We start from the raw sequence: 18,031 nt of genomic DNA, 5'->3' as shown, positions 1-18,031 counted from the left end.
CACGCACAAAACCACAAATAATGTATGGTAATGACATAGATTTAATAATATTAATAATATTGTATTACTTAAATTTTAATTGTTGATAACTCGCGTGTGCGAAAGGTAAAGGTAGGACTTAGGTATGATTCAAATCGTTATTGATGGGAAATATCGAATCGTCGAGCAAGGACAAACCGTTCTTGAAGCGGCAAAAACATGTGGTTTGGAAATCCCATCTTTATGTGGTTTGAATAAAACAGCGGATAAAGTGCCGTGTGATTTGTGTGTTGTGGAAGTTGATGGCGTTGGTGTTACTCGCTCTTGTGAGCTTGAAGTGTCTAATGGGCTGAATATTACCACTCAGTCAAAACAGTTAACGAATCATCGACAAGAAGCGTTGAATCGCATCATGACCGATCACTACGCTGACTGTGAGGCGCCATGCCAAACAGCCTGTCCTGCTGGGGTCGACATCCAATCTTACCTGCACCATATTGCTCAAAATGATCACATTAAAGCGATTGAAGTGATCAAAAAGACATTGCCAATGCCGCTTTCAATTGGTCGTGTGTGTCCTGCTTTCTGTGAAACCGAATGTCGTCGTAACTTGGTCGATGAATCCATTGCGATTCGCCAACTCAAACGACACGCTGCCGACGCGGATTTAGCGACTCAAGAGAGCTACATGCCAGCTAAGAAACCGAATAAAGGCAAGAGTATTGCAATTGTCGGTAGTGGCCCCGGTGGGCTTACGGCGGGTTATTACCTATCTAACGAAGGCTATGATGTCAGTGTCTATGAGTCGATGCCGCAAGCGGGTGGTTGGCTGCGTTACGGTATCCCTGAATATCGCTTACCTAAGTCGATTCTAGATAAAGAAATCGAGTTGATGTGTCGCAACGGAATGGTGGTTGAGTGCGGTAAAAAACTCGGTGTTGATTTTACACTGTCTGATTTAAGTAACGATTTTGATGCGGTTTGTTTAGCCGTTGGTGCATCGCAAGCGGTCGAGATGAATTACCCGGGTAGCGAACTCGGAGGTTGTTATTTGGGTGTCGATTATCTGAAAGATTACGTGACCGATCAGCAGTACGTCACTGGTAAAAAGGTTGCCGTGATCGGTGGCGGTAATACAGCGATTGACTGTGCTCGAACCGCAGTTCGTGATGGCGCGGATACTACGCTGATTTATCGTCGTACTCGAGATGAGATGCCAGCAGAAGATTACGAAATCGAAGAAGCTGAACATGAGGGTGTGAAGTTCCACTTCTTAACCAACCCTGCAGAAAACATAGCCGATGAAAATGGTCATGTATCAGAAATACGATTAGAACGAATGGCTTTGGGTCCTGCTGATGCTTCAGGCCGCCGCAGCCCTAAACCAACTGGCGAGTTCTTTGTTGAAGCGTTTGATACGGTTATTGCTGCCGTGTCGCAAAAGCCTGATCTGAGCTTTATGGACAATGAAGCGATTGATATTCCTCTTACTCGTTGGAATACCGCAGATGCTGATCCACAAACCATGCATACCGGAACCGGAAATATTTTCAGTATTGGTGATTTCCGACGCGGCCCTGCAACCGCAGTCGAAGCGGTGGGGGATGGGCGTATTGCTGCACAAGCGATCGATCGCTTCTTCCACGGTGATATGGAAAATATTCCGGCCAAACCGTTTAACTCAAGAAAACACAAACAGCTCAAAGCGGTGGATCCTGAGCAATACCAGTCGATACAACGTATGGCTCGTAAGATCATGCCAGAACTAACGCCCGAGCAGCGTGAACAAAGCTTTGATGAAGTAGAAACAGGGTTTGATAATGCTGATGCAATAGCGGAAGCAGCAAGATGTCTAGAGTGTGGTTGCCAAGCCAATACCGATTGCGACCTACGAGACTACTCGACCGAATACAAAGCAACGCAAACGCATCCAGAGTACAAAATCGATGTGGCTTCGAATGAGAGTTGGCAGGCGATTCGTGCTGAAGAAGCGAAGGTCGGGTTAACAAGACAAAAATTTTCGGTCGATGACAGTTCTGAGTTCATTATCTTTGACGCCAACCGCTGTATCAGTTGTGGCCAGTGTATCCAAGCCTGTCGCGAACAGAATGTTCATGGCGTTCTAAGCTTCATGAACCAATCCGATGGCAAACCTGCATCAAGACCCGAATGTCGCCCTAACTTTGGGGCAGACAAGACCGTAATGGGTGACTCAAACTGTGTTCAATGTGGCTCGTGTATTCAAGCGTGTCCAACAGGTGCGATGGTAGACGCGAGAGATAGAAAACAAGGCGACACAGATATTCTCAAGAAGATCGATACTATCTGCACCTACTGTGGTGTGGGCTGTAAACTGACCATGCATGTAGACGAAGCGAAGAACAAAATCCGTTATATCGAGGGCGGTGATTCTCCGGTCAACGAGGGCATGCTGTGTGTTAAGGGACGTTTCGGTTTCGACTTCGTCGGCAGTGATGCCCGCCTTACAACACCGTTAATTCGTAAAGATGGCTGGTTACAACCAGCGAGTTGGGAAGAAGCCATTACGCTGATTGCCGATAAGTTCACGGCTATTAAACAAGGTTTTGGTAGCAATGCTCTAGCGGGTTTCTCATCGGCTAAAACCACCAACGAAGATAACTATGCCTTCCAAAAATTCATACGTCGCGAACTAGGCACCAATAACGTCGACCATTGTGCTCGCCTTTGTCATGCCTCGACGGTGACTGGACTTGAAGCATCGTTAGGCAGTGGAGCGATGACCAATGATATTCCAAGTATCAAGCACTCTGATGTGATCTTTATTATTGGTTCGGATACCACGTCAGCGCACCCAATTATTGGTTCGCACATTAAGCAGGCTGTGAGACATGGTGGAGCGCGATTGATCGTTGCCGATCCAAAACGAATAGATATTGCTGACCATGCTGAGCTTTACTTAGCGCACCGACCGGGTACCGATGTAATGCTGATAAATGGTGTGATGCAGCAGATCATCAAACATGGTTGGTATGACCAAGAGTATATCGAAGATCGTGTGGACGGCTTTGATACCTTGCTTCAAGAGGTAATGTCACCAAGCTATTCGCTAGAAAAAGTGGAATTGGTGACTGGCGTTAAAGCGGAAGACATCTTCGCAATGGCACGATTGATTGGTACTGCAGAACGAACAGCGGTGTATTACTCGATGGGTATTACCCAGCACACTACTGGGCATGACAACGTACGTTCAATCGCCAACCTGCAACTCTTGTGTGGCAACATCGGTATTGAAGGTGGTGGTATCAACCCGCTGCGTGGCCAATCGAATGTGCAGGGTGCATGCGATATGGGCGCGTTGCCAAATAATCTTCCGGGTTATCAGAAAGTGTATAACCCAATGGTTCGTCAAAAGTTTGCGATGGAGTGGGGCGTTACTGATCTACCCGCTGAAACGGGGTTAACGCTGACCGAGATTATTGATGGCGCGTGTCATCGAGATGTTCGTGGTCTGTACGTAATGGGCGAGAATCCAGTGCTGAGTGACCCGAACCAAGCGCATGTGATTGAAGGTCTTGAAGCGTTAGATTTCTTAGTAGTTCAAGATATTTTCTTAACCGAAACTGCTCAATATGCCGATGTGGTTCTTCCGTCTTGCTCGTTTGCTGAAAAGTCTGGTCACTTTACCAATACCGAGCGTCGTGTTCAGCGCATTAACCCGGCGGTATTGCCTCCAGGTGAAGCGAAAGAAGATTGGGTGATTATCCAAATGCTAGCCAACGCAATGGGCGGTGGTTGGGACTATAACACCGTTGCCGATATCACCAATGAGATAGCACGTGTAACACCACAGTATGGTGGTTTACGTTGGGAGAACATTACGGTCAATGGCGTGCAATGGCCGAGTAATAAGAATAACCTTGATGGCACTCGTATCATGCACCAGACCCAATTTACCCGTGGGCGTGGTCAAATGGAGGCGATTCCGTTTAGATACGCTGCTGAGCTACCGGATGAAGAGTATCCGTTAGTTCTAACGACAGGGCGTATCTTAGAGCAATTCCATACAGGCACTATGACGCGTAAAACCAAAGGCCTGGATAACTTAGCGGGGCCACGTGCAATGGTCAGTGTTCACGATGCTGAAGCGTTAGGAATCTCGAATGGTCAGATGCTCAAGGTGTCGACACGTCGTGGTGAAATAGAAATCGCGGCGTTTGTGACTAAGCGAATGCAAAAGGGTGTGGTGTTCATTCCATTCCATTTTGTTGAATCGCCGGTTAACCGTTTGACGACCACAGCGACCGATCCACACGCTAAGATCCCTGAGTTTAAGGTGGCGGCTGTGCGTATTGATCCTATTCGTGAGCCTGAGTGTGAAGTAACAGAGGCTTAATCATATTAGCTCGGTGAAGACGGCTGGCATTAAAAAGCCGCGTAACTCTCAGAGTTATGCGGCCTTTTTATCGAGCTAGATTCAGTATCAATAACTGAGTCGTTTCGCTTTAATTTAGATGAGCTTAGTTTTGAACAATTTCGCTACCGTGAACACCAAATTGCTTAGCAGCGTAGGCAACGCGCTCTGCTGGTTTTGGGTATTCAGCCGGTGTACCAAGGTTCTCAATATGGTGCAATCGAGGCAATAAACCTGCGCCGTTCGCGATTTGGATAGCCAAACCTGGACGTGCGTTAAGCTCAAGTACCATTGGGCCTTCTTCTTGGTCTAGAACCATGTCAGTACCCATGTAACCAAGACCTGTCATTTCCCAAGCGCTTGAAGCTAGTGTTAGCAGTTTTTCCCAGTGTGGTACCTGAAGTAGCGCCAACTCTTTACCCGTATCTGGGTGGTGAGTTACTGGGTGGTCAAATTGAACCGCACGAACGGCTTTACCCGTCGCAATACAAATACCTACACCTACAGCGCCTTGGTGTAAGTTAGCCTTACCGTCGGAAGCCGAAGTAGATAAACGCATCATCGCCATCACAGGGTAGCCCTTGAATACGATGATTCGTACATCTGGCACACCTTCGTAACTGAAGCCATCAAAACACTCATCAAACTTGATGAGGTTTTCAACTACCGCAACATCGTTCTTACCACCAAGTGAGAAAAGACCCGCGAGAGCGTTACTGATGTGGCGCTCTACGTCTTCTTCATTGATAGTCGAACCCGATGGCTTGGTGTAAACGCCGTCCTTGTGAGAAGTCACAACAAGGATACCTTTACCACCACTGCCTTGAGCTGGCTTGATTACGAAACCCGGCCACTCTTTTACCATCTTGTGGATTGTTTTTACTTCAGCTTGATGACCAATCACGCCAATCAGTTTTGGTACAGTAGCACCAGCCTGTTCAGCAATGATCTTCGTCTTAAGCTTGTCATCAACGAGTGGATACTTGGAACGATCATTGTAGCGACCAATATAACTATGGTTACGCTTGTTCATTCCCATTATGCCTTTGTATTTCAACCTAAACGGTGAAGTAAACTGATCAAACATAACTTAGTCCTCCGCTAGCGGTTTAAAGCGACGAAGCTCGGTTAGACGGTATCCTGTGTAGTTACCTAGTAGCAAGATGGTCGCTAGAATAACAAGTTGTAAACCAATAAAGTTAAACGTTAAGTGCTGAATGAACGGGTTAGTCATGCCTAAGTAAACAAGAACCGCAGTGAATAGAGAACCACCACCTTGCAGCATTACTTCTTTCGCGCCTTCTTCTTCCCATAGGATAGACATACGTTCGATAGTCCAAGATAGGATAATCATAGGGAAGAACGTAATAGATAGACCTTCAGTCAGACCCACTTTAAACGCGACTACAGTAAACACAGAGATAATCATGATTACCGTGATGATTACGGCGGATATCCTGGCTACCAAGAGCAAGTTGAGTTTGGACAAGTAACTTCGAATAATCAGACCCGTACCTACAATAAGCAGGAAGCCAACAATACCCGTTACCAGTTGTGTTTGTACAAAGGCTACCGCAATCAGTACTGGCATGAACGTACCAGACGTTTTCAGGCCGATGATGACACGTAGGAACACAACAATCAGAGCACCGATAGGAATCAGCATGATGGTTTTAAACATCGCTTGCTCTTCTAACGGTAGGCTGTGAATTGAAAGGTTTAACAGTTGATCAGCAGAGACTTTACTATTGGTTGCTTCCGTTGGTGAAACCTCTTGAGCAATCATAGAGAAGTGAACTTTACTGTTCTGACCGCCAACAACATCCAGTAGAGAAACGTTTGATTCGTCCCAGATGAGTAGGTTTGGTTGAACTTGTTGTTCGCTTGATTCAGGAGAGAATAGAACCCACTCGTCGTTATCCCAGATCTGAATCATGTTTTGAATCGACTGACGACGACGACCATCTTCTAGCTCGATAACACCAACCACTTTGTTGTGTATTTTCGCCGCTGAAAGTAGCTTGTGTGTCGCTTCCACTTTGGTCATGTTGTTCAGAATCAGCGCTGAGTTTTGGCTGTCTGGATCATTAAGTGTTTTGATGAGCTCACGGGTAAAAGTGATATTGTCTGCAGAACGTTTTGTCGCTCTATCAATCAATGCAAGAGAAGCCGCTTCTTCAGGGCCGTCGAAGCTTGGTTGCGAGACTTCACCTTCTGGTGCGATAGCATCAACTTTTGCTTGGTTGTCGACTAGGAATTGTGTTTTGTAGTAGATGGTTTGAGGGCCATCTGCGTATCGAATAGACCACTCTGCGCGGCGACCTGATTCGGTATTCAAGTAAGAGATACCGTAACCCGGCGATGAAGCCGATTCGCCGATAAGTGTGTAGTTAGACTGAGTATGAGGAGCCGCTAAGGAAACTTTTGCTTCTTTGCCTACTGCGTTGAACTCGATGCGAGCTTCAACGTCCCAAACCTGTCTGGTTTCCCCTGGAGTCCAAGGTACACCGTAGGTCGTATGTCTGAACATACTCAGTGTTATACCTGCCACAATAAGCAGGAATATAGAGATATAAAATGGAATTCTTGACGTCATAGCTTACCCTACTATTGTTATTTAACTTCCGTTTGTACGTACTTTTTACTTACATCTACTAGCGCTATGTCTTTGATAAATTCGCGCCCTAGTAACACAGGGTGACTCATTTGAGAGCGATCCGCCAATGTAAATTGCGCTTTTTCATGGATTTTTCCAACTTTCACCCATAATTCGATCACAGCTCGACGTTCTGCTTGATCATTGGTTGATTGACGGATTTTTACATAACGTACAACAGGCGCTTCAATCCATTTCTGGTCTTCTTTAGCTTGGGCTTTGTCGTCTAGGTGAAATTTAACCCAGTTCTTGCCGTTACGTTCGAATTCTTTGATATCGACAGCGTTTAAAGAAGAGGTGGTTGCACCTGTATCAACACGAGCATCAAAGCTTTGCTTGATAGAGTCGATAAACACTTTTTCGATGCCGCCAAGGATAGTCGGTTGTGATATAGGAGCGATAGGAGCAACGGCAATAGCGACCGGTTCCTCTTCCTCTAGCTCTTCAATAACCTTGTGTTCCATGCTCGTTAGATGGGTATCTAATTGACTAGAAAGGGTAGTAATTTCGTCTTCTAAGCTTTCAATATAGTCACTTTGATTGCTTAGTTGCAGTTCAAGATTTTGAACCTTATTTGCGATGTTTGTCTCTGAGCGGGAAATAGCGTCGAGAGTTTCTTGGTGGTAGGTAGCACCATTTGTAAGAGTACAACCAGAGAGCAAACCAACCGCCACAATAGGCGATAATCGCTTAAACATAAAAAAACCTTTGAGAATTAGAGAATAGTTCAGACTATTTAGAAGTTTAGCCCACAAAAAAGGATGCGTGAAGCATCCTATTGTAAGAGTCTGGTCATATTGAATCGCAATGTGAGCGCTACGCCAATTATTGCTATTTGGAATAGCTCACTTATTAAACATAAGTCAATTTTTGTTCAATTCTTAAGCTAAGGAAGCAAGGTTCACCGCGAAATTAACAGTGGCTTTTTGACCATGCAAGCAATTGTTTTGCTGCCTTAATAGGCTTGTGCTTTATTTACTCAATATGCCACTGCGTTGTGGGCAGTAAATCTATGGCTTTGTTGCTACCAGAATCGCACGTCTCGGTGCAGGGTGACCTTCAACCGTTTTACTTGGATCGTTCGGATCGAGGTAATCTGGAAGAGAGTTGTGTGTCATCCATTCTGTGGTGCGTTGTTCACCAATTGTCGTGACATTTTCGTCAACGATTCGTACGTCTTCAAAACCAACTTGTTCTAGCCAGCGTTTCAGTGCGCGAGCTGAAGGGAAGAAGTAGACGTTTCTCATTTGCGCGTAACGGTCAACCGGAACTAATACTGCGTTCTCATCGCCTTCAATCACCAAGGTTTCAAGAACCAGTTCACCGCCAGACACCAATTGGTCTTTCAGTTGAATCAAGTGGTCCAGTGGTGAACGACGATGGTAAAGCACACCCATGCTGAATACCGTGTCGTAGGCTTCTAGCTTTGGGAGCTGCTCAATACCTAGAGGTAATAGGTGAGCTCGTTGGTCATCGCCCATCAACTTACGAATTGCTTCAAACTGAACCAAGAATAGGTGGGAAGGATCGATACCAACCGTTAAGCGAGCACCTTCACCCAGCATGCGCCACATGTGGTAACCATTGCCACAACCTACATCGAGAACCGAACGGTTTTTTAATGGAGATATATGTGGAAGCACACGATCCCATTTCCAGTCACTGCGCCACTCTGTATCGATATGGATGTCGTGAACCGTATAAGGACCTTTTCTCCACGGGTGGAAAGTCTTCAATAAGCTTTCTAGCTTTTTCAGTTCGCCTGTGTGGTATGGCGTAGAACTACCAATCGTCACTGAATTTTTCAGGTCAACTTGATCTGGCACGTCTTGTGGAATCTTGTTTAGTGCACGTAGCCAGCGGTCAAAGTCACCGTGCTCTGCATTTTGCCAATCGGTCAGTTGCTGTGGCAGGACATTTAGCCACGGCTGAAGGCGAGTATCTTGGGCAATAAGTTGATAAAAATTGGCAAAATTAAACATAGGTTTTCACTGAGTTGGTGGTGTAGAAATTAAATTTGTCACTCCATTAAGAGTGTGGACAAACATGCTAGGGAATCTCGTTTATCGTGTTTGATAAGAGATCCCCAATTCGTTTGTTCCTCGCTCTTGAGGATGACATTTTAGTACGTGCTAACGGTGTCGCGACGGTTACGTAATCTAAAATGTTTACTTTATCGCGAACATTGAACCAAAGTTGAAACATTGGAACCAGACTTCGCTGCTTGAGAAGCCAATCTTATCAAATCGCTCTCTGTGAACAGGGATCGAATCCGGGCGCATCACGTTTTCAATTGCGCTACGTTTCTGACTTACTTCTAGCTCGCTGTACCCGTTAGCACGTTTGAAATCATGGTGCAGGTCGATAAGCAGTTCATTTGAGCTTTCATCTTCGAATACGTATTTTTCTGACAGGATTAAGATCCCGCCTGGGCGCAAGCCAGCATGAATTTTCTCAAGCAGAGCGTATCGATCGTCTGGAGAAAGAAATTGCAGCGTAAAGTTAAGCACCACAACAGAAGCGTCTTTGATTTCCACTTCACGGATGTCGGCTTCAATCACTTCTACCGGTGTGTCACTGCGGTAAGCATTTACGTGCAATTTGCAGCGCTCAACCATGGCTTCTGAATTATCGATCGCGAAAATCGTGCAGCCTTCTTGCTGAATGTGACGACGCATAGAAAGTGTCGCAGCACCAAGCGAGCAGCCAAGGTCGTAAATATTTGAGTGTGGCTTTACAAAGCGCTCAGCCAGCATGCCGATTGCAGAGATGATATTGCTATAGCCAGGCACCGAACGTTGAATCATATCCGGAAATACTTCAGCAACCCTTGCATCAAAGGTGAAGTCTCCAATTTTATCAATAGGAGCGGAAAAGATATTGTCTGTGTTGCTCATAGCATTTTCTCTCGACAGTCAGCGTAATTGGCACAAAATTCGTACCAAATAAAAGGGGGCGTATTTTACGTAAAAAAAACGCCACTGTCACGAAAACTGAGATTTAGCTCAAGGTTCGAAGCTACTTACAAGTGAGAGGTTAAAACATCGAGATTTGGTGATTGCCTTTTTGAGCTGGAAACTGAGTCAGTTCGGGCAGTAATAATGATGTATTTTCAGAGACTTGCTTTTGTAGCCTCTTATAAATAGCAATCGCAAGTTCAGGTGCGTGGTTATTGTCTGGGGTGTGGATCATTAAATAGGGCTGCTTGCCTTCATTAAGCCAGTTTGGGATTTTGGCAAACCAAGGCTTAAAAAACTCAATATTAGGTTCTTGGTCTGGGTGACCAATAAATCGAATCATCGGGTTATTGGCGGTAGCAATTGCATGAACAGGAACACGCGGTTTTTTCTGATGCGCATCGATCACCGCTTCTGTGGTGGGTGGCGCAGAGAAAACGGGGCGGCTGTCCATGATGATGCGATTGATGCCTTCCTCAACCAGCCATTGGTTGAAGCGTTTTTCCGCATCGCCCTTATCAAAGAAACCTAAGTGTCGAACTTCGACGCCAAGCTGCATATCTTTTGGGAATAAGGTGCAAAACTTTTGTAGGGCAGGCAGCATGCTGGGCTCAAAACTGTGCGGCAGCTGAATCGTCCATTGACCAATACGGTCATGCAGTGGCGACATCGTCATCAAGAACTCTTTGAGTTCGGCTTGGCAGTGTTTCAGTTGTTGCTGGTGGGTGATGAATTTGGGCAATTTGAAGGTGAACTTGAAATCATCGTGACTGGCGGCTTTCCAATTGTGAACGGTAGACATACTTGGCGTAGCGTAAAAGGTGGTGTTGCCCTCAACGGTATGGAAAACTTGGGTGTATTTTTCCAAGCGTTCGGCAGGCTTGGTGCCTTTACCGTAGAACTGACTTTGCCACTCAGAATGAGACCACATAGTTAATCCAAGTCTTAGAGGTAAAGTTTCTGTTGTTATTACACGATTATCCATCTATTACACCGTTATCCATCACGCCATCAGTCATTACAAAAAGTTTTTGGGTTGAAATTAGGGCGTGTTGATCTTTCGAGCTGGTTTTTGCAGCGAGTTGCTGGGTGTTTATACAAGGCAGAGGCTTTGATGTGTAGCTAGCCTACATGAGAAGCCGATAACGTAGTAGAAATACCCAGCAAACGCTGCCCGAAGGGTTCGGCTAAAAGCGTTTTACTCTTTGTTGAGGGAGATTTGCTTAGAATGACTAGGCTACTTTTCCCTCGCCGCGATTAAAACGCTTTTATCTCGAACAAAATTTAACCACGAAAGGTCAACGCGCCCTAAAATCTACTTTACGAGAGTTTTGCTGATTAAGGTACTTTCGAGATATAATTATCGCAATTTTTTCGGTTTTGATGAATCTTTGCGCACTTGATGGGCTAAAAAGCAGCAAAGCCAGATAAAACACAATAAATTCGAATGTGGAAGGTCGATTTTAAGCGAGTTTCCGCGTATAAATGTTCCTTTGCTCTGTTGTGTGGAATGACCACTGACAGCTTGGAAATTAGTAAATAATTAAGAGATTGGGAAATTCATTATGCGTACCCATTACTGTGGTAACCTGAACAAGTCCCTGGCGGGACAAACTGTAGAATTGTGCGGCTGGGTAAACCGTCGCCGTGATTTAGGCGGTCTTATCTTTATTGATATGCGTGATCGTGAAGGCATCGTTCAGGTTGTTGTCGATCCAGATATGAAAGATATCTTCCCGATCGCTAACCAACTGCGTAATGAATTCTGTATCAAGTTTACTGGTGAAGTACGAGTTCGTCCGGACAGCCAAGTAAATAAAGACATGGCTACTGGTGAAGTAGAACTTTACGCGACGGGTCTAGAGATCATTAACCGTTCAGAAGCGCTTCCACTAGACTTCAACCAAACGAACTCTGAAGAGCAGCGTCTTAAGTACCGTTACATCGATCTTCGTCGTCCAGAAATGAGCGACCGTATTAAGCTTCGTGCACGTGCTTCTAGCTTCGTTCGTCGTTTCCTAGATGAGAACTTATTCCTAGACATCGAAACGCCAGTACTAACGAAAGCGACACCAGAAGGTGCTCGTGACTACCTAGTACCAAGCCGTGTTCACAAAGGTAGCTTCTACGCACTTCCTCAATCTCCTCAGCTTTTCAAGCAACTGCTGATGATGTCTGGTTTTGACCGTTACTACCAAATCGTTAAATGTTTCCGTGATGAAGATTTACGTGCTGACCGTCAGCCTGAATTTACTCAAATCGATATCGAAACATCTTTCATGACTTCTCAAGAAGTACGTAACGTGACTGAGAAGCTTGTTCACGATATGTGGAAAGAACTTCTAGATGTTGAACTAGGTCAATTCCCAGTAATGCCTTTCTCTGAAGCGATTCGTCGTTTCGGTTCTGATAAGCCAGATCTACGTAACCCACTAGAGCTAGTGGACGTTGCTGACTTGGTTAAAGATGTTGAATTCAAGGTATTCTCTGGCCCAGCTAACGACGAAAAAGGTCGCGTAGCAGTTATCCGTGTTCCAGGTGGTGCTAAGCTAACTCGTAAGCAAATCGACGGCTACGCTGAACACGTAAACATCTACGGCGCGAAAGGCCTAGCTTGGATGAAGGTTAACGACCGTGCTGCAGGCATGGAAGGTATTCAATCTCCAGTTGCTAAATTCCTAAGCGAAGACGTAATCAACGGTATTCTAGATCGTACTCAAGCTGAATCTGGCGATATCATTCTGTTCGGCGCAGACAAAGCGGGCATCGTTGCTGAAGCAATGGGCGCACTTCGTCTTAAACTAGGTACGGATCTAGAGCTAACAGACACATCTGCATGGGCTCCACTGTGGGTTGTTGACTTCCCAATGTTCGAAGAAGACGGCGAAGGTAACCTACACGCAATGCACCACCCATTCACATCACCACTAGGTGTGAACGCGGAAGAGCTAAAAGCGAACCCAGCAGCAGCAAATTCTGATGCATACGACATGGTAATCAACGGCTACGAAGTAGGCGGCGGTTCTGTACGTATCCACAACGCAGAAATGCAAACAGCGGTATTTGGTATCCTAGGTATCGAAGCACAAGAGCAACAAGAGAAGTTCGGCTTCCTACTTGAAGCGCTTAAGTACGGCACGCCACCGCACGCTGGTCTAGCATTCGGTCTTGACCGTCTAGCAATGCTGCTTTGTGGTACTGAGAACATCCGTGACGTTATCGCATTTCCGAAAACAACAGCTGCAGCATGTCTACTAACAGACGCGCCAAGCCTAGCGAACCCAGCATCACTGGAAGAGCTAGCAATCGCAGTTAAACTAGCGAAGAAAGAAGACTAATCAAGCGATTAGCCTAACTTTCTACTGAAGCTTTGAGTTTTCGATAGAGCTAAATTTTGTAGTAGAACAATAAAATGCCCGTTAATTTGACGGGCATTTTTTTTTGCGTTCGATATACTAAGCTCATAAAGCATGTATAAATAATCAGTATTTGAAGTTATGTCTATTATCTTAGGGATTGACCCTGGCTCACGCATTACCGGTTACGGTGTTATTCGTCAAAATGGCCGCCACCTATATTACTTAGGGAGTGGTTGCATTCGCACCTCAGAAAAAGAGTTGCCGGGCCGACTCAAACAAATCTACGCCGGTGTGAGCGAAATTATTACTCAGTTCCAACCGGATGTGTTTGCGATAGAGCAGGTCTTCATGGCTAAGAATGCAGACTCAGCGCTTAAGCTTGGGCAAGCTAGGGGCAGCGCGATCGTAGCGGCTGTAAATGCGGATTTGCCTGTTCATGAATACGCGGCTCGTTTAATTAAGCAAGCGGTGACGGGTAATGGTGGTGCGGACAAGTCTATGGTTCAGAACATGGTGATGAGCATGCTTAAGTTACCCGCTAAACCACAGGCCGATGCTGCCGATGCTCTAGGCGTAGCGATCACTCACGCCAACACCAATAAAACTTTGATAGCGCTTGCGGGTAAAGCAACAGGAGCAAGAAAAGGGCGTTACCGATAACCATAGGCTATGGCGTTTCTGAAGACAGAATCATTCGGTTTCTTAAGCTAAGCAAGCTTAAATAAATCATCCTAATAAACACAAAGAACTGGATAAGCATCCAGTTCTTTTATATTCTGTCCCTCAAATTATATTCCATCAAGAGAGTGAATTGTGATCGGACGTCTACGCGGTACATTAATAGAAAAACAGCCACCAGAATTACTAATCGAAGTGAGTGGCGTTGGCTATGAAGTTCAAATGCCAATGAGCTGTTTTTACGAATTACCAAACGTGGGCGAAGAGGCAATCATCTACACGCACTTTGTTGTACGTGAAGATGCGCAGCTACTTTATGGTTTTAACACGGTTAAAGAGCGTGCGCTGTTCCGTGAAGTGATCAAAGCGAACGGTGTGGGCCCTAAGCTAGGCCTTGGCATTCTTTCAGGCATGACGGCTAGCCAGTTTGTTCAAAGTGTTGAACGTGAAGACATCTCGACGCTGGTTAAACTTCCGGGTGTGGGTAAGAAAACCGCTGAACGTCTGGTTGTTGAAATGAAAGACCGCCTGAAAGGGTGGGGCGCGGGTGACTTGTTTACTCCAGCGACAGATGCAGCTCCGATTGATTCTATGCCAACCGTTCACGACGCGGAAGAAGAAGCGGTAAGTGCGCTACTTGCATTAGGCTACAAGCCGACTCAAGCTTCCAAGGTGGTTTCTCAAGTGGCTAAAGATGGCATGACCAGCGAACAGTTGATTCGCGAAGCTCTGAAATCGATGGTTTAATACCCAATATACTTGTTCGACAAAATAGACTCATTCACTTTGCCTTTACACAGAGTCAAGAAGCGCAGAGTCAACAAGAGCATAGTTAGGAATAGCAGAATTTATGATTGAAGCCGATCGCCTTATTGCACCGGATAACCCAGTATTCAAAGATGAAGATGTCATTGATCGTGCAATACGCCCTAAAGCACTGGCTGACTATCAAGGTCAGGATCACGTTCGTGGCCAGATGGAGATTTTCATCAAAGCGGCACAACTGCGTAACGAGGCGCTCGACCATCTGTTGATATTTGGCCCTCCAGGCTTGGGTAAAACCACGTTGGCGAACATTGTTGCCAATGAGATGGATGTCAACATTCGTACGACTTCAGGCCCTGTTCTAGAAAAAGCAGGCGACCTAGCGGCGTTACTGACCAATCTCGAAGAAAATGATGTCCTGTTCATTGATGAGATTCACCGTTTAAGCCCTGTGGTTGAAGAGGTGTTGTACCCTGCAATGGAAGACTACCAATTAGATATCATGATTGGTGAAGGCCCAGCGGCACGCTCTATCAAGATTGACCTTCCTCCTTTTACTTTGATTGGCGCAACCACTCGTGCTGGCTCACTGACATCGCCATTACGTGACCGTTTTGGTATTACTCAGCGTCTTGAGTACTACAAGGTTGAAGATCTACAAAACATCGTTCAGCGCAGTGCAGATTGCCTTGGTCTTTCTATGGAGTCCGAAGGGGCGCTAGAAGTTGCTCGCCGAGCTCGTGGTACGCCACGTATTGCTAACCGTCTACTGCGCCGTGTTCGTGATTATGCGGAAGTAAAAGGCGACGGGCATATTTGTCCGGAGGTTGCTGACAAAGCGCTAAACATGTTGGATGTCGATGCTAAAGGTTTCGACTACATGGATAGAAAGCTTCTGCTGGCGATTATGGAGAAGTTTGGTGGTGGTCCGGTAGGTATCGACAACATGGCTGCCGCGATTGGTGAAGAGAGAGACACTATTGAAGATGTGTTAGAACCTTACTTGATTCAACAAGGTTACCTACAAAGGACGCCAAGAGGTCGAATCGCGACCGACAGAGCGTATTTACACTTTGGAATAGATAAACCCTCCAATCGTTAAATTATTCATTTTTAAAGATCCCAGTTGCATAAGCGCTGGGTTTTTTTGCTTTTTACTGAATAACAACTCTTTGAGCGAGTCGATAAAAAGATCGAAAAGGGAGCTTCAAAAATGGAAACTTTGATTTCAGGTTTGATTTAGATAACAGGAAATGAAATAAGTTGTCATATTTTTTGTTAATACTTTATAGGTAGTTGTAATTCGGATGTTGAGGCGGTGCTGAGCATTTGTCACAGATATCATGCGCTGTTATTAAGACAAGCATAATTGGTGTGATTTTAATCATAATTGTACAAAAATAACTCTAATTTGCTCGAATAAATTTGATACAAATCAACGCAGGGTTCTCCCATAAACCTTTTGAAACATACTGATTTTACCAGTAATATTAGCGCCAGCTATATTAGCTCATGCTTAACAATAATCTAACTATAACGGTACGTTTTTGCTACAAATTTCAACTTGTAATAACAATTACATAAATTGTTTTAACATGGATTTTTGCGGTGAATAATCACACAAGTGTCATTCAGCCGACACAAAGGAGTTACCATGATTGATGTTGTTGATCTGTCGCGATTGCAGTTTGCATTTACAGCGATGTATCACTTCCTATTTGTTCCACTGACTTTAGGTATGGCATTTCTACTTGCCATTATGGAGTCAGTTTATGTAATGACTGGCAAGCAAATTTACAAGGACATGACCAAGTTCTGGGGTAAATTGTTTGGTATTAACTTTGCTCTTGGTGTAGCGACAGGCTTAACCATGGAGTTCCAGTTTGGTACTAACTGGTCTTACTATTCTCACTATGTTGGCGACATTTTTGGTGCTCCGCTAGCTATCGAAGCGCTTGTTGCATTCTTCCTAGAGTCTACTTTTGTTGGCCTATTCTTCTTCGGTTGGGACAGACTGTCAAAGCGTCAGCACTTAGCGGTAACTTGGTTAGTAGCACTTGGCTCTAACTTCTCTGCGCTTTGGATCTTGGTAGCAAACGGCTGGATGCAAAACCCAGTGGGTGCGGAATTTAACTTTGAAACTATGCGTATGGAAATGGTGAGCTTCGCTGAAGTTGTACTAAACCCAGTAGCACAAGTTAAATTCGTACACACAGTAGCGTCTGGTTACACAACGGGTGCAATGTTCATCCTTGGTATCAGCTCATACTACATTCTTAAAGGTCGTGACCTTGCCTTTGCTCGTCGTTCTTTCGCGATTGCAGCGTCTTTCGGTATGGCGGCGATCTTGTCAGTAATCGTACTAGGTGATGAATCTGGTTACGAGCTTGGTGAAGTTCAAAAAGTGAAGCTCGCTGCTGTAGAAGCGGAATGGCACACTGAAGAAGCACCAGCAGCATTTACTGTTTTTGGTATTCCGAACCAAGAGACAATGAATACTGACTACGCAATTAAAATTCCTTACGTAATGGGTATCATCGCAACGCGTTCGCTTGATACTGAAGTAACGGGCCTACGTGACCTACGTGATGACCACGTTGATCGTATCCGTACTGGTATGTACGCGTACGAGCTGCTTGAAAAGCTACGTGCAGGCGATAAGTCTGAAGAAAACATGGCTGCGTTCGACGAAGTGAAAGGTGACCTAGGTTACGGCTTGCTTCTTAAGCGCTACACAGACGACGTTGTTGATGCAACTGAAGACCAAATCCAAATGGCTGCGGATGATTCTATCCCAACAGTTTGGCCTCTATTCTGGTCATTCCGTCTGATGGTTGCTTGTGGCTTCATCATGCTGTTTGTATTCGGTGCTGCGTTTGTTCAAACGTGTCGTCAGAAAATCGAACAGAAACCATGGGTACTTAAAGCTGCGCTATTCTCAATCCCACTTCCTTGGATTGCGATTGAAGCAGGTTGGTTCGTTGCTGAGTTTGGTCGTCAACCATGGGCGGTTGGTGAAATCCTACCGGTTAACGTTGCTGCATCAGCACTGACTATTGAACAGCTTTGGACTTCTCTATTCGCTATCCTGGCACTTTACACAGTGTTCTTGATTGCTGAAGTTTACCTAATGCTGAAATTCGCACGTAAAGGTCCAAGTAGCTTGAAGACAGGCCGTTACCACTTCGAACAAAACGATAACTCTGTTGAAGACAAAGTTAGCCGTTCAGTTGAAGTATAAGTG

The 18,031-nt window shown here is 45.3% G+C and carries 12 protein-coding genes; 6 read left to right on the top strand and 6 right to left on the bottom strand.

Annotated elements, in window-relative coordinates; translation table 11 throughout:
• The first annotated feature begins 124 nt into the window (after positions 1–124).
• The gene (fdhF, locus tag AB4585_RS05125; protein ID WP_372169402.1) at positions 125–4,354 is read left to right on the top strand and encodes a formate dehydrogenase subunit alpha; all 4,230 of its coding nucleotides are present in this window, start codon (positions 125–127) and stop codon (positions 4,352–4,354) included.
• A gap of 124 nt (positions 4,355–4,478) precedes the next feature.
• Here the strand turns inward: fdhF and AB4585_RS05120 are convergent, their stop codons facing one another.
• From AB4585_RS05120 to AB4585_RS05095, 6 genes are all read right to left on the bottom strand, one after another.
• Entirely contained in the window at positions 4,479–5,459 is a 981-nt protein-coding gene (locus AB4585_RS05120) for an alpha-L-glutamate ligase-like protein (protein ID WP_372169401.1), read from the bottom strand.
• Between the two features lie 3 nt (positions 5,460–5,462).
• Positions 5,463–6,968 (bottom strand): inactive transglutaminase family protein, encoded by a 1,506-nt coding sequence (locus AB4585_RS05115; RefSeq protein WP_029235905.1) that lies wholly within the window; start codon positions 6,966–6,968, stop codon positions 5,463–5,465.
• A gap of 17 nt (positions 6,969–6,985) precedes the next feature.
• Positions 6,986–7,726, bottom strand: a complete 741-nt coding sequence (locus AB4585_RS05110) for an ATP-dependent zinc protease (RefSeq protein ID WP_017062085.1) — start codon at positions 7,724–7,726, stop codon at positions 6,986–6,988.
• 312 nt (positions 7,727–8,038) lie between these two features.
• Positions 8,039–9,010, bottom strand: coding sequence for a tRNA 5-methoxyuridine(34)/uridine 5-oxyacetic acid(34) synthase CmoB (gene cmoB / locus AB4585_RS05105; protein ID WP_017062084.1), 972 nt, complete (start codon positions 9,008–9,010; stop codon positions 8,039–8,041).
• A gap of 186 nt (positions 9,011–9,196) precedes the next feature.
• A complete protein-coding gene (cmoA, locus tag AB4585_RS05100) occupies positions 9,197–9,925 on the bottom strand; it encodes a carboxy-S-adenosyl-L-methionine synthase CmoA (protein ID WP_017062083.1) in 729 nt (242 codons plus the stop codon).
• Between the two features lie 139 nt (positions 9,926–10,064).
• The gene (locus tag AB4585_RS05095; RefSeq protein ID WP_372169400.1) at positions 10,065–10,970 is read right to left on the bottom strand and encodes a DUF72 domain-containing protein; all 906 of its coding nucleotides are present in this window, start codon (positions 10,968–10,970) and stop codon (positions 10,065–10,067) included.
• Between the two features lie 580 nt (positions 10,971–11,550).
• Here AB4585_RS05095 and aspS point away from each other — a divergent pair.
• The 5 genes from aspS (at position 11,551) to cydA (ending at position 18,028) form a co-directional block, all read left to right on the top strand.
• A complete protein-coding gene (gene aspS, locus AB4585_RS05090) occupies positions 11,551–13,323 on the top strand; it encodes an aspartate--tRNA ligase (protein ID WP_065585130.1) in 1,773 nt (590 codons plus the stop codon).
• 159 nt (positions 13,324–13,482) lie between these two features.
• Positions 13,483–14,004: a crossover junction endodeoxyribonuclease RuvC gene (gene ruvC, locus AB4585_RS05085; protein ID WP_008219936.1), complete on the top strand. Its 522-nt coding sequence runs from the start codon at positions 13,483–13,485 to the stop codon at positions 14,002–14,004.
• A gap of 153 nt (positions 14,005–14,157) precedes the next feature.
• Positions 14,158–14,769 (top strand): Holliday junction branch migration protein RuvA, encoded by a 612-nt coding sequence (gene ruvA / locus AB4585_RS05080; protein ID WP_017062079.1) that lies wholly within the window; start codon positions 14,158–14,160, stop codon positions 14,767–14,769.
• Positions 14,770–14,872: 103 nt separating this feature from the next.
• Positions 14,873–15,889: a Holliday junction branch migration DNA helicase RuvB gene (ruvB, locus tag AB4585_RS05075; RefSeq protein WP_017062078.1), complete on the top strand. Its 1,017-nt coding sequence runs from the start codon at positions 14,873–14,875 to the stop codon at positions 15,887–15,889.
• 552 nt (positions 15,890–16,441) lie between these two features.
• On the top strand, positions 16,442–18,028 hold the full coding sequence (gene cydA / locus AB4585_RS05070; RefSeq protein WP_017062077.1) for a cytochrome ubiquinol oxidase subunit I: 1,587 nt from the start codon (positions 16,442–16,444) through the stop codon (positions 18,026–18,028).
• Positions 18,029–18,031: the final 3 nt, after the last annotated feature.

The sequence above is a fragment of the Vibrio sp. 10N.222.49.C9 genome, assembly GCF_041474985.1.
GTDB classification, from domain to species: Bacteria; Pseudomonadota; Gammaproteobacteria; order Enterobacterales; family Vibrionaceae; genus Vibrio; species Vibrio crassostreae_C.
The sequence above is the reverse complement of the archived record's forward strand: the minus strand, read 5'-3'. Positions and strand labels throughout refer to the sequence as shown.